This is a genomic window from Ruegeria sp. BHSC029 (assembly GCF_059613085.1).
Genome location: NZ_JBXWRU010000007.1, coordinates 69,146 through 81,665, shown reverse-complemented (window position 1 = coordinate 81,665; position 12,520 = coordinate 69,146). Strand labels below are relative to the sequence as shown.

Below are 12,520 nucleotides of genomic sequence, written 5' to 3'. Positions count from 1 at the left end.
GCATCGTTTTCAGGCCGGCAACACGATCTGGATCAAGTTGCCGGGCTATTTCTCAGCCCTGCAGGGCCTCCCACATCTCCAGGTCGCGCTGGGCGGTCCAGATGCGCGGGGTGTCGATGCCGCGCGCCTCGTCATAGGCGCGGGCCACGTTGAAGGGCAGGCAGTGTTCATAGATGGCGTAGTCCGAGAATTTCGGATCGCACTCCGCACGCACCGCGTCCCAGGCCTCTTTCAGGCTGCCGCCGCGTGCCGCCACCTTGGCCGCCGGGCGATAGGTGCTTTCGACGAAATCGCGGGTGTTCTCGATGGCGGCGTTCACCATTTCCTTGCCGACAAGCGCATCGCCGCGCCCCGGGGCGATGGCGTCCACGTCGAACCACTGGATCTGATCCAGCGTGTCGCCCCAGTCGCTGAAATGCCCGTCACCGCAATAGCAGGCCGAGTGATATTCGACGATGTCGCCGGTGAACATCACGTTCTGGTCGGGCACATGGATCACGACGTCGCCGGCCGTATGGGCCCGGCCCAGATGCATCAGGTCGACCCGGCGGTTGCCCAGATAGACCGTCATCGTGTCGTTGAAAGTGGTGGTGGGCCAGGTCAGGCCGGGGATGCTTTCATGCCCTTCAAACAGGCGCGGAAAGCGCTGGAACTCGCTGTCCCAGTCCTCTTTCCCGCGTTCGACGACCATGGCGCGGGCCCTGTCCGACATGATGATCTGCTGCGCGCCGAAGGCGCTGGTGCCCAGCACGCGGACCGCGTGGTAATGGGTCAGCGCCACATGGGTGATCGGCTTGTCGGTCACGGACCGGATGCAGTCGATCACCTTCTGCGCCAGGCGCGGAGTGGCCTGGGCTTCGACCACCATCACGCTGTCATCGCCGATGATCACGCCCGAGTTCGGGTCACCTTCGGCGGTGAAGGCATATAGCCCTTCGCCCACCTCGGTGAACGAGATCTTCTTTTCGGTCATGTCCCCCTGGGACGCGAATGCCTTTGCCATTTGGCGCTCCTTATCGTGCGTATGGGTCTTCAAGGGCAGGCAGCACCGTGCCGGTGCAGTCGCCGAACCCGATCGTGTAGCCGTCGCCCCGGGCCGCGCCTTTGAGGGTCAGCGTGTCGCCGTCCTCGATAAAGCTGCGGGTTTCGCCGGTGTCCAGCGTGATCGGCTCCTTGCCGCCCCAGCTGAGTTCCAGCAGCGAGCCGCGGCTGTCTTTCGTCGGCCCCGAGATCGTGCCCGAGCCCAGCAGATCGCCCACGTTCATCGGGCAACCCGAGGTGGTGTGATGCGCCAGTTGCTGCGCCGAGGAGTAATACATTTCCTTGTAATTGGTGCGGGCGATGGTGGACGCCGGTTTGCCCTCGGGCGCCATCGTCACCTCAAGCTCGATGTCATAGAGCATCGGGCCGCAGTCCTTGAGGTGGTCCAGCAACTCGACTTCACGCGGGGGCGTGTCGCAGCGGAAGGGGTCCAGCGCGGCCTTGGTCACGATCCAGGGCGAAATCGAGGTGGCGGTGGCCTTGGCCTGGAACGGGCCCAGCGGCTGGTATTCCCACGCTTGGATGTCGCGCGCCGACCAGTCGTTCAACAGGACATAGCCAAAGATGTGGTCGTCGGCCTCCTGCAAGGTGATCGGGCCGTCGGACGGGGTGCCGACGATGGCGCCCATCTCCAGCTCGATGTCGAAACGGCGGCTGGGCAGGAAGGCTGGGCGGTCGTGGTCGGGCGATTTCAACTGGCCCCACGGGCGGCGGATATCGGTGCCCGAAACCACCACCGACGAGGCCCGTCCGTTGTAGCCGATGGGGATGTGCAGCCAGTTGGGCGGCAGCGCATTTTCCGGGCCGCGGAACATGGTGCCCACATTGGTGGCATGGTGCTTGCCCGCGTAGAAATCGGTGTATTCGCTGACGGCGAAGGGCATGTGCAGCTGGGCCTCGGCCTGCGGAACCAGCAGCGGTTCGACCTTGTCCTGTTCTTTCGACCCTTTCGCCAGCAGGGCGGTCAGCCGCTCGCGCAGGGCGGCCCAGACGGCCGGTCCCTGTTCCATCAGCGGGTTCCAGAAGGGCAGGTCGAACAGCGGCTCGTCGCCCAGCGTGATCAGCCCTTCGGCCTCGGCGGTGGACACGTCAAGGATCATGTCCCCGATGGCCACGCCGCAGCGTGGCTCGGTGCCTTCGGTCGAAAAGACGCCATAAGGCAGGTTGTTCAGCGGAAAAGGGTGGTTCGCGTCATTGGCCGAGGCCACCCAGGATTTCATCAAAGGCATTGCGTTTCCTTGTGCGGTGCGGTGGCCGTGGGGCCACCGGTGTCATTTCTTGCCGGGCGTGCCGTCGAATTTCTTCTCTAGATCCGTCCAGCAATCGATGTAGTCATCCTGCAGCGGCGCCTCGTTCGCGGCAAAGGCGGTCAGGTGCTGCGGAAAGCGGGTCTCGAACATGAAGGACATGGTATTGTCCAGCTTGTCCGGCCCCAGATTGGCGTTGGACGCCTTTTCAAAGGCTTCCTTGTCGGGGCCATGCGGGATCATCATGTTGTGCAGGCTCATGCCGCCCGGTACGAAGCCCTGCGGCTTGGCGTCATACTGGCCGTAGATATTGCCCATCAGCTCGGACATGATGTTCTTGTGGTACCACGGCGGGCGGAAGGTGTCCTCCATCACCATCCAGCGTTCGCGGAACAGGACGAAGTCGATATTGGCCGTGCCCGGAACGCCCGAAGGCGCGGTCAGCACGGTAAAGATCGACGGATCGGGGTGGTCGAACAGAATGGCCCCGACCGGGCAATAGGTGCGCAGGTCGTATTTGTAGGGCGCGTAGTTGCCGTGCCAGGCCACCACGTCCAGCGGGCTGTGACCGATCTTGGTGGTGTGGAACTGGCCGCACCACTTGATCGTCACGGTCGAGGGCGCCTCGCGATCCTCGAAAGCGGCCACCGGCGCCTTGAAGTCGCGCGGGTTGGCCATGCAGTTGGCGCCGATCGGGCCGCGGCCCGGCAGCTCGAATTTCTGGCCGTAGTTCTCGCAGACGAAACCGCGGCAGGGGCCTTCCAGCACCTCGACGCGGTAGACCAGCCCGCGCGGGATGATGGCGATCTCCTTGGGTTCCAGGTCGATGATGCCCAGCTCGGTCGCAAAACGCAGCCGGCCTTCCTGCGGCACCACCAGAAGCTCGGAATCGGCCGAGAAGAAATAGTCGTCCACCATCGATTCGGTGACCAGATAGATGTGGCTGGCCATGCCGACCTGGGTGTTCACGTCGCCGGCGGTGGTCATGGTGCGCATGCCGGTCAGCCAGGTCAGCGGCTGGTCGGAATGGGGCACCGCGTCCCAGCGGTACTGGCCCAGGCTGATCACGTCCGGATCGACATTCGGGGCGCTTTTCCAAAAGGGCAGGTCGATCTTTTCATAGCGGTGCGAATGCTTGACCGACGGCCGGATGCGATAGCACCAGGTGCGCTCGGGCGGGTTGGCGGTGAAGGCGGTACCGCTGAGCTGTTCGCCATAAAGGCCATAGTTGCATTTCTGCGGGCTGTTCATGCCCTGCGGCAGCGCGCCGGGCAGCGCCTCGGTTTCAAAGTCATTGCCAAAGCCGGGCATATAGCCTGCATGGGTGCCAACGGGCGTGCTGGCTTGGGTCAGAGCGTGCGGGTCAGTCGGACGATTCATCGGGGTTCCTCCGTTTGCTGCTTGTCGGATAATAGTTGATTTTGTAACTAACAACCATGACACAGCCAGATTCCGCCGAAAAAGATGACTTCGACCTGCGAAATTTCCTGCCCTTCCTGCTCAACCAGGCGGCCGAGGAAAGCTCGTTGGATTTCCAGAAGGTCTACAAGAACCGCTATGGGATGCTGCGCACCGAATGGCGCGTGTTGTTCCACCTTGGCAATTACGGGGAGATGACCGCTAAGCAGATCGGGGAACGTGCCAAGATGCACAAGACCAAGATCAGCCGCGCGGTGCACAAGCTGGAACAGCGCCGATACCTGCGGCGCACCCGCGACGAAAACGACCGCCGGATGGAGCGGCTGACCCTGACACCCGCCGGTCTGACGGTGTACCGCGAATTGCGCGACATCGCCCGCGACTATGACGCCCGGCTGGCGGGCATGTTCACGACGGGCGAGGCGGCGCTGTTGAGGATGATGCTGCGGCGGCTGGCCGGGATGGACTGACCTCTGGTAATCTGGCCTCGCAGCCCCCAAGTGGGGTGCAGACCAAACGGAGCCCCAAGATGCCATCCACCGACCCCAAATCCCGCGCCGATGATCTGATTGGATGGTTGCTGGACCGGGGGCTGGAAGGGGCCGAACAGTCGGAAATACTCGAAGGTTATTGCCTGCGGCTTGTGGATGCGGGCGTTCCACTGATGCGGTTTCACGCCGCCCAGAGCGCCTATCACCCCACTTACGGCGGCACCGGCTTCAACTGGTACCGGGACGAAGGGGGCAGTGTCGAGAATTACGAGCACCGCGAGGAATTGCCCGATCAGTGGGTTTCCAGCCCGCTTTACGCGATGCTGCAGTCCGGCGCGAAGGAGCTGCGTGAAATGTTGAAAGACCAGAACGAACCCAGCCGATTTCCCTTTCTGAACGAACTGCACCAGAAAGGTGCCACCGACTACTTTGCATCCGGTCTGGTTCTGCAGAAGGTCGATCCCGAAAACCGGATCGCCCTGGACCAGATGCCCGAGGGGGTGCTGATGTCGTGGACGACGGACCATGCCGAGGGGTTCGACGACATTCACCTGGATCTGATCCGATATGCTCTGCCGCATCTGGGGCTGGCCTTGAAATCGGCCTCGAACCGGAAAATGGCGCAGGATCTGCTGCGCGTTTATCTTGGACGGGATGCGGGTCGGCGCGTTTTGTCAGGGGAAATCCGGCGCGGATCGTTGCAGCAGATCGATGCCGTGATCTGGAATTTCGACCTTGAGGGCTTTACCGGCCTGGCCGAACGCCTTCCCGGGTCGGACATCATCGCCATGCTGAACGACTATCTGGCCGTGGCGGTCGAGGTCGTTCAGGGTTGTGGCGGCAATATCCTGAAATTCATGGGCGACGGCCTGATGGCCATGTTCGACGTGGGCGAGATCGACGAGGACGCCCGCGCCGCGCTGGCCGCCGTTGGTGTTCTGCAGACGCGTATGGCCGAGCTCAACGCGGAACGGGCCGCCGCCGGCCTGCCGGTCGCCAATTTCACCCTTGCCTTGCATTCGGGCGAGATCCTTTATGGCAATATCGGTGCTGAAAGCCGGCTGGATTTCACCGTGATCGGACCGGCGGTGAACCAGGCCGCGCGCATCGCAGGCATGCACCGGTCGCTGGACCGGCGTATCTTGATCTCGGATGACGTGGCCCGCGCCGCTCAGCCCTGCGAACAGGACCTGATCTCGGTCGGGCGCTATATGCTGCGCGGCGTGCCCGAACCCAAAGAGCTGTTCACGATCTACGCGCCGACGGCCTAGAAGTCGATCTCGACCCCGGGCAGGTTCAGCTCACGCATCATGTCGCGCAACTCCTGACGGGCTGCGATGTTCGAGATATTGAGCTGTTTCACCCCGATATCCTTGAGGTCCAGCAGCGTCAGCCCGCGCGGGAACAGTTCGCGAAAGATCACACGCTCGGAAAAGCCCGAGGCGACGCGGAAGCCGATGCGCTGCGACAGCATCTCGATGGCGCGCTGCATCTTTTCCTTGTTGACCATGCGCTGGGTGCCCACGCGGTTGCGCACCACCACCCAATCGATCGGTTTCAGCCCGGCCTGCGCCCGCAATTGCCGCGCGTTCCAGACCATCTCGGAATAGACCGAGGGCCCGAGGATCTTTTCGCCCTTCGAGTCGATCCGGGCCAGCAGGTCGAAATCGATGAAACTGTCGTTCAGCGGCGTGATCAGCGTGTCGGCCAGCGAATGAGCCACCTGGCTCAGCCTTGTGTGTGAGCCAGGGCAGTCGATCAGGATGAAATCGCTGTCGCTTTCCAACTCGGCCACGGCGGCCGACAGACGGTGGTCATAGATGTTCTCGCCGGGTTTGAGCTTGCTTGCGTCGATCTCGGGCAGGTCATGGTGGCGCGGGCTGGGCAGCTCCAGCTTTTCCGTGGAAAGGAAATTGCGGCGGTTCTCGAAATAGCGGCCCAGGCTGCGCTGCCGCAGGTCCAGATCCAGGGTGCTGACCTTGTTGCCCAAACGCGCAAGCGCGGTTGCAACATGCATGGAAACCGTCGACTTGCCTGCGCCGCCCTTTTCGTTCCCCACAACGATGATATGTGCCATACCTGTATTCCCAAGTCGCGCCGTGTTTGCCTACACGTTGTTTGAACCCACTATATGTTGTGTGATCCGCGAAGAAAAGCGGTCCTGTAGGGTCTGCGGGACAATATCAGTGTCTATATTGGTTTTTTTCGCGATACCCGCAGCTTGACGCTTGGTTGTTGCCAAACGGGGCGTCCGCCGCCACAGTCTGCAAACTGACTTGGACGCAAGGACGCGGCTTGGAGCACGTATTCCTGAACGTATTGAACATCGTTCTGCCGGTGCTGATCTGTGCCGGTGTGGGGTACGGGCTGGCGGTCGCGCGCGCACCGTTCGACAACAAGGTGATCGGCGGGATTGTCTCGAAGGTGGGATATCCGACATTGATCATCTCTCATCTGTCCGCCACCAAGATCCAGATTGCCACGTTTCTGGACATGATGGCGGCTGCTGCCCTCGCCATTGCGGCATTCGGCGTGCTCGGATTTTTGGCGTTGCGGCTGTTGCGTTGGCCGGTGCGGGCGTTTCTGACACCGCTGATGCATGGCAATGTGGGCAATATCGGATTGCCGGTCACTTTGCTGGCACTGGGCGATGCGGGCATGGCCTATACGATGGCTTTTGTCGTCGTGGTGTTGGTGAGCATTTTCACGGTAGGCATGTGGATCCCGGCCGGAGAGTTCTCGGCCCGGAAGCTTGCAACATCTCCGATCATCTATGCGGTTGCCATCGCGCTGACGCTGATGGCTACGGGTTCTGCCCTGCCGCAACCGATCGCCAAATCCTTTGACATCCTGGGCGGGCTGTCGATCCCGCTGATGTTGCTGACACTTGGTCACACGCTGGCCACGCTTCGGACGGGCAGCCTTGGCCGGGCAGTCGTTCTGACAGGTCTGCATCTCGTTCTGGCAGCCGGGATCGCCACCACGCTTGTCTGGCTGTTCGGCTTTACCGGGGTCGAACGCGGAGTGTTGATCCTGTGCTGCCTGATGCCGTCCTCGGTTGCGACATACCTGTTCATCGACCAGCATGTTCCGGAATATGGCCCGGAAGTGGCCGGGTACATCATGGTCTCAACCCTGACGACGATCCTGGTGCTGCCGCTCGCCTTGGCCTACTGGATCTGACTTTGCCCAACCAGGAACCGACATCATGATATTGCACTGCGTGTTCTTCACTTTCCGATCAGATGCACCGCAGGACGCGCGCCGCACCGTTCTGACCGGCTTGGCCGAGCTATGCGCTGATCTGGACGGGGCCTTGGCCTTTGAAAGCGGCCCCAATCTCGATTTCGAAGGAAAGTCGCAGGACTATCGCGATGGGTTCGTGATCCGCTTTGCGGATCGACCCGCCGTGAAGGCTTACGCCGAACACCCGACACACCGCCGGTTGGGCGGTCAGCTGTGTGATCTGTGTCAGAATGGTGCCGACGGGATCATCGTCTTTGACCTCGACGTTCCGGACGCGCAATAGAAGCGGCCAACGAAAAAGGCCGCCCCCTGGGGGACGGCCTTGGAAATTCCGCAAAGGCGCTGGTTCAGAAACCCAGGCCTTCGTACTTCTTCTTGAACTTCGACACGCGACCGCCGGCGTCCATCAGGCGCGACGAGCCACCGGTCCACGCGGGGTGCGAGGAGGGGTCGATTTCCAGGGCCAGCTGATCGCCTTCGGCGCCCCAGGTCGATTTCATCTGGATCACGGTGCCGTCGGTTAGTTTGACGTCGATCATGTGGTAGTCGGGATGGATGTCTTTTTTCATCTTTCCGCTCCTTACGCCTCGGCACCAGCCTTGGGCTTGTAGTTGGTGACTTCTGCGATACGGGCGGATTTACCGCGACGGGTACGCAGATAGTACAGTTTGGCGCGACGGACGCGGCCACGACGGACAACGGTGATGCTGTCGATGTTGGTCGAATACAGCGGGAACACACGCTCCACGCCTTCGCCAAACGAAATCTTGCGAACGGTGAACGATCCGGCGATGCCGTCGCCGTTTTTACGCGCGATGCAGACACCTTCGTAGTTCTGCACACGGGTGCGCGAGCCTTCGGTCACCTTGTAGCCGACACGGATGGTGTCACCGGCTTTGAAGTCGGGGATGTCTTTCCCCAGGGCGGCAATCTGTTCCGCCTCAAGCTGTGCGATCAGGTCCATCGCAGTTACTCCTATCTGCTCGTGGTTGGTCCACGAAGTTGGGCACGATCTGAGAGCTCTTGGTCTTCTCCGGGTCCCGCGATCTGCAGCCCGCCAGAGGTCAGGTCGAATGTTCCTTTTGGTCCGGGTTATTCCACAGCTTCCCTGATCCGAAGAAGGGCAGGTGCGTTCCTGCGATCAACCCAAAACACCGGAGTCGCCCCAGAGGCGGCACCGGATTGCGCCCGTTTAGGGAAGTCGGACGTGCATATCAAGCCCAAATCGCCGGATTTCAGGCCAAATCGTGGTAGATTTGGTGGGAATCCGCCGTCACCTTTACCGCGGCGTTGCCTTGTGCCGGGGATCGGGCATTCTGGGTCATAATTTGAGGGCAGGTTTAGAGGCAGAGCAACACGATGAGCAAAGCGATTTTCTGCGTGGTTCTTGCGCTGGCACTGATGTCTTGCGGGCGTCGTGCGCCGGCGCCCCAAATCTTAGACCAACCGGTGGTCGCGGGACTTTCCGGACCTTCGGTTCTGTACCCAGCCTTTGCGGATGCCGACCCGCATGACTGGGAGCGGCGGCGGCCCGAGCACTATCCCGTGCATGGGCTCGACGTCTCGCGCTGGCAGGGACCGATCGACTGGCGTCAGGCCAAGGCCTCGGGGGTCAGTTTCGTGTTCATTAAGGCGACCGAAGGGGGCGACGTGGCCGATCCGATGTTCCAGGATCACAGTCAGGGCGCCCGGGCGGCGGGGGTTCCGTGGGGTGCATATCACTATTACTACTTCTGCCGCCCCGCGGCCGAACAGGCCCGTTGGTTCATTCGCAACGTTCCCCGAGGGGCCGACCTGCCGCATGTGCTGGACATGGAATGGACCCCCCATTCCAAAACCTGCACCCTGCGTCCCGATGGCAAGACGGTGCGGGCCGAGGCGGAAAGGTTCCTCGACATATTGGAGCGACATTATGGCCGCCGGCCGATCGTCTACACCACGGTCGATTTCTACGAGGACACAGGTATCGGACGTCTGCCAAAGACCGAGTTCTGGCTGCGCTCGGTCGCGGGGCATCCGCGCAATGTCTATCCCAAGGCAGTCTGGCGGTTCTGGCAGTACACGGGCACCGGGTTGGTTCCCGGCGTGCAGGGGCGGGTGGACATCAACGCCTTCAACGGCTCGCCTGATATCTGGGCGCGATGGAAGGCGGGCGCACCCTAGTCGTCGGTTTCCCCGCGCGCCTTCAGGTAGGCATCCCACAGGTCCGGGCGGCGCGTGCGGGTAATCTCTTCCGCCATCTGGTGACGCCATTCGGCGATGCGCCCATGATGTCCGGACATCAGGATCGGAGGGATCTCGCGCCCGTTCCACTCGGCCGGCCGAGTGTATTGCGGGTGTTCCAGCAAGCCGGACGAAAAGCTCTCTTCCTCGGTCGAGGCCTGATTTCCCAGAACCCCGGGCAGCAGTCGCACGGTGGCGTCGATCAGCGCCTGCGCGGCAATCTCGCCTCCGGTCATGACGAAATCGCCCAGCGAGACTTCCTGGATGCCGTAGTGCTCCAAAACCCGTTCATCAACGCCTTCAAAGCGGCCACACAACAGGGTCATGCCATCGCAACGGGCCAAGTTCTGCATCATGCGCTGATCCATCCGGCGCCCGCGCGGGCTGAGGTAAATCAGCGGCCAGTTGCCCTGTACCCCATCCATAGTGTGATCAATGGCGGCCCCCAGTACATCCGGCCGCAACACCATGCCGGCACCGCCGCCTGCGGGCGTGTCGTCGACATTGCGATGCTTGCCGACACCGAACTGCCGCAGATCGACCGTTTCCAGTTGCCACAGCCCCTCCTGCAGCGCCTTGCCGATCAGGCTTTCGCCCAAGACGCCGGGAAAGGCAGATGGGAACAGCGTGATCACCTTGGCCTTCCACACGCCATGCAGGTCCGGCGTGGGCGTCAGCAGCTCACGCGGTTTCAGCGTGGGGCGAATAGCCTTGCGGCCATGTGACTTTGCAGGTTTGTCCGTCATGTGTTCGTGGTCAGACTGATTTGAGCGCGTTCGACGATGCGGGCTTTCTGTCGGACCAGCGCCGCCTCGTCCAGCCCCGATCGGTTCAACTCGAGCATTTCGGACAGCGCTTCTTGCGGCAATGCCGGGTTTGACCGAGTGGGCTTGACCAGCAGGGTGGCCTTCTCGGGCGGCAGGTCCAGGAATTCGGCAAAAGGTGTGCCGGGGCCAAAGCTATGCTCACGCAGGTCTTCCAGCCATTCGGTCCGCACTCGAACCGAGGGTAGCCGATCACGAACGGCGTCCGCAGTCTGCTGCAGCGAAGGGAGCTCTTCGAGCCTCTCGCGGAACGTGTCGAAATCCTGCACCAGCCGCGTGCGCTGAAGATCATGGGCCCAGAGACTGCGGATCCAACTGCCGCGCTGGCGCAGCGAGAGATATACGGTGATGTCCAGTTCCGACCCGACCAGCCGGTTGCGCAGCGTATCGACCAGGCAGGCGGCCAGATCAGGGGCTTCGGCGTATCCCATAACCAGATTGCGGCTGGGGCGAAGCCCCGAGAAGTTCTCCTCGCTCAGGATCAGGCCGCGCTTTTCCCCGAAATCCAGCGTCGCCAGAAGTTCGCGCCAGCGATTGCCGAATTCGGACAGCGTACCGAATGTCCCATACAGCGAATGGCGCGTGGCGGCTTCGGATAACCCGGATTTGCGGGTGACATAGGGCAGAACCAATGCGTGGCGCGGCCAGATCAACGCTCGGTTCTCGAACAGAAAGGATTGCGCGGCGGTCGTGCCGGTCTTGTGAAGGCCCAGATGCAGCAGGATGCGCCGCGTCACAGCAGGCCCTCGGGAGGGTCGGCGACGATACGCCCGGCTTCAAGGTCAACCGTGGGTACGGCCGCTTTGGTGAATGGCAGAAATACAGTGGATTTCAACCCGGGCCCGTGCAGTTCGAGCAGGTCGTCGGCGCCGTGGTTCTGCACCGATTTGACCCGCCCCAGCAGGGTTCCCCCGGTGTCATAGACCTCAAGCCCCAAAAGGTCGGCGTGATAGAATTCGTCATCCGGCAGCGATGGCAACTGCTCGCGCCGGGCATAAAGGCGCAGCCCCTTCAGGGCGTCCGCCTGTTCCTTGGTTTCGACCCCGCCCAGACGCGCGGCAAATCCGTTCTTGATCGCGCGTGTGATGATCAGCGGATAGCGCTGGGCGCCACTCTCGTCGGTCAGAGGGGAGTAGGTCTCGATATCCTCGGGTACCGCGCAATAGCTTTTCAGGCGGACCTCGCCGCGTACGCCGAAGGACCCGGCGATGCTGCCGACACAGATCAGATCAGTCATTGGGCATTTCCGTTGTCACGCATATTCCACTTTCCCAGACACCGATTTCGTCGCAGGCTTCGCGTTGATTGTTGCGCTCAAAGAACACGCCCACAATAAAGGCGATCAGCAGCAGGATGGGAAGGCGTATCAAACCAAACATGCCACCCTACCGCGTTTCCACCGGCAGGCTGCCGCGGCGGCACTCCCAGCCATGGGTTTCCAGTTCGGGCGTGTCCGAGCTTTCCTCGGACCAGCCCACGCAGAAATAGCCGATCAGCCGCCAGCCCTCGGGCACCGACAGGTCGCGGGCCAGCCGGTCGGGATCGAGGATCGAGACCCAGCCCAGTCCCAGGCCATGCGCGCGCAGCGTCAGCCAGAACAAAGTGACGGCCGAGACCACCGAATAGCGGCGCATCTCTGGCATGGTGCCTGCGCCCAGCCCCTGGCCCTTGTCGGTGGCGTCATCGCAGAACACCGCCAGCTGAACCGGCGCCTCTTGCATGCCCGACAGTTTCAGCTGGCTGTACAACTGCGCTCGGTCACCGGAGTAGCCCGCCAGCGCCGCGTCATTTGCCGCCTTGAAGTTCTCCAGCGCCGCGGTCCGGGCCGCAGTGCTTTCGACGCGGATCACGCGCCACGGTTCGCTCAGCCCCACCGAAGGGGCCAGCTGAAACGCATCGAGGCAGCGCGTCAGCACTGCCTCGTCCACCGCGTCTGTGCGGAACCGGCGTACATCGCGCCGGAGCCGCATCAACAGATCGAACTGCGTGCGGAAATCTTCGGTGAAAGCCTGATCCTGCACGCGCCCGC

At 62.2% G+C, this 12,520-nt stretch carries 16 protein-coding genes; 5 read left to right on the top strand and 11 right to left on the bottom strand.

The genetic code is table 11. From position 1 onward, the window contains the following. Nucleotides 1-52 precede the first annotated feature (52 nt). The 3 genes from AC2FML_RS17595 to hmgA are packed head-to-tail and all read right to left on the bottom strand — an operon-like array spanning nucleotide 53 to nucleotide 3,668. Nucleotides 53-1,003 (bottom strand): MBL fold metallo-hydrolase, encoded by a 951-nt coding sequence (locus AC2FML_RS17595; RefSeq protein ID WP_496735156.1) that lies wholly within the window; start codon nucleotides 1,001-1,003, stop codon nucleotides 53-55. A 10-nt stretch (nucleotides 1,004-1,013) separates the two neighbouring features. Then, nucleotides 1,014-2,270 (bottom strand): fumarylacetoacetase, encoded by a 1,257-nt coding sequence (gene fahA / locus AC2FML_RS17590; protein ID WP_496783979.1) that lies wholly within the window; start codon nucleotides 2,268-2,270, stop codon nucleotides 1,014-1,016. Between the two features lie 42 nt (nucleotides 2,271-2,312). Then, a complete protein-coding gene (hmgA, locus tag AC2FML_RS17585) occupies nucleotides 2,313-3,668 on the bottom strand; it encodes a homogentisate 1,2-dioxygenase (protein WP_496783978.1) in 1,356 nt (451 codons plus the stop codon). Between the two features lie 56 nt (nucleotides 3,669-3,724). Between hmgA and AC2FML_RS17580 the strand changes: the two genes are divergently transcribed. Continuing rightward, on the top strand, nucleotides 3,725-4,177 hold the full coding sequence (locus tag AC2FML_RS17580) for a MarR family winged helix-turn-helix transcriptional regulator (RefSeq protein ID WP_093965172.1): 453 nt from the start codon (nucleotides 3,725-3,727) through the stop codon (nucleotides 4,175-4,177). A 59-nt stretch (nucleotides 4,178-4,236) separates the two neighbouring features. Beyond that, entirely contained in the window at nucleotides 4,237-5,469 is a 1,233-nt protein-coding gene (locus AC2FML_RS17575) for an adenylate/guanylate cyclase domain-containing protein (RefSeq protein ID WP_496783977.1), read from the top strand. On the opposite strand, the gene AC2FML_RS17570 is transcribed toward AC2FML_RS17575, so the two are convergent. Beyond that, entirely contained in the window at nucleotides 5,466-6,275 is an 810-nt protein-coding gene (locus tag AC2FML_RS17570) for a division plane positioning ATPase MipZ (RefSeq protein ID WP_093965175.1), read from the bottom strand. The genes AC2FML_RS17575 and AC2FML_RS17570 overlap by 4 nt on opposite strands. Before the next feature lie 218 nt (nucleotides 6,276-6,493). On the opposite strand from AC2FML_RS17570, the gene AC2FML_RS17565 reads away from it, so the two are divergent. Together AC2FML_RS17565 and AC2FML_RS17560 are read left to right on the top strand one after the other, a co-directional pair. Further along, the gene (locus AC2FML_RS17565; protein ID WP_496783976.1) at nucleotides 6,494-7,381 is read left to right on the top strand and encodes an AEC family transporter; all 888 of its coding nucleotides are present in this window, start codon (nucleotides 6,494-6,496) and stop codon (nucleotides 7,379-7,381) included. Nucleotides 7,382-7,406: 25 nt separating this feature from the next. Further along, the gene (locus AC2FML_RS17560) at nucleotides 7,407-7,727 is read left to right on the top strand and encodes a Dabb family protein (protein ID WP_170439825.1); all 321 of its coding nucleotides are present in this window, start codon (nucleotides 7,407-7,409) and stop codon (nucleotides 7,725-7,727) included. A 64-nt stretch (nucleotides 7,728-7,791) separates the two neighbouring features. Here AC2FML_RS17560 and rpmE read toward each other — a convergent pair whose 3' ends face one another. Both rpmE and rplS read right to left on the bottom strand, forming a co-directional pair. Beyond that, on the bottom strand, nucleotides 7,792-8,013 hold the full coding sequence (gene rpmE, locus AC2FML_RS17555; protein WP_093965180.1) for a 50S ribosomal protein L31: 222 nt from the start codon (nucleotides 8,011-8,013) through the stop codon (nucleotides 7,792-7,794). A gap of 11 nt (nucleotides 8,014-8,024) precedes the next feature. Further along, nucleotides 8,025-8,408: a 50S ribosomal protein L19 gene (rplS, locus tag AC2FML_RS17550; protein ID WP_093965183.1), complete on the bottom strand. Its 384-nt coding sequence runs from the start codon at nucleotides 8,406-8,408 to the stop codon at nucleotides 8,025-8,027. Nucleotides 8,409-8,803: 395 nt separating this feature from the next. Here rplS and AC2FML_RS17545 point away from each other — a divergent pair, with 395 nt between their 5' ends. Then, nucleotides 8,804-9,607 (top strand): glycoside hydrolase family 25 protein, encoded by an 804-nt coding sequence (locus tag AC2FML_RS17545; protein ID WP_170367885.1) that lies wholly within the window; start codon nucleotides 8,804-8,806, stop codon nucleotides 9,605-9,607. Here the strand turns inward: AC2FML_RS17545 and trmD are convergent. The 5 genes from trmD to bluB are packed head-to-tail and all read right to left on the bottom strand — an operon-like array spanning nucleotide 9,604 to nucleotide 12,512. Then, the gene (gene trmD, locus AC2FML_RS17540; protein ID WP_496783975.1) at nucleotides 9,604-10,413 is read right to left on the bottom strand and encodes a tRNA (guanosine(37)-N1)-methyltransferase TrmD; all 810 of its coding nucleotides are present in this window, start codon (nucleotides 10,411-10,413) and stop codon (nucleotides 9,604-9,606) included. The two genes, AC2FML_RS17545 and trmD, sit on opposite strands and share 4 nt — an antisense overlap. After that, a complete protein-coding gene (locus AC2FML_RS17535; RefSeq protein ID WP_480638301.1) occupies nucleotides 10,410-11,228 on the bottom strand; it encodes a hypothetical protein in 819 nt (272 codons plus the stop codon). The genes trmD and AC2FML_RS17535 overlap by 4 nt, the downstream gene beginning before the upstream one ends. After that, complete coding sequence (gene rimM, locus AC2FML_RS17530; protein WP_093965189.1) at nucleotides 11,225-11,728, bottom strand: ribosome maturation factor RimM; 504 nt, start codon at nucleotides 11,726-11,728, stop codon at nucleotides 11,225-11,227. Before rimM ends, AC2FML_RS17535 begins: the two co-directional genes overlap by 4 nt. Then, on the bottom strand, nucleotides 11,721-11,870 hold the full coding sequence (locus AC2FML_RS17525) for a hypothetical protein (RefSeq protein ID WP_170372674.1): 150 nt from the start codon (nucleotides 11,868-11,870) through the stop codon (nucleotides 11,721-11,723). Before AC2FML_RS17525 ends, rimM begins: the two co-directional genes overlap by 8 nt. A gap of 6 nt (nucleotides 11,871-11,876) precedes the next feature. Beyond that, a complete protein-coding gene (bluB, locus tag AC2FML_RS17520; protein WP_496735405.1) occupies nucleotides 11,877-12,512 on the bottom strand; it encodes a 5,6-dimethylbenzimidazole synthase in 636 nt (211 codons plus the stop codon). Nucleotides 12,513-12,520: the final 8 nt, after the last annotated feature.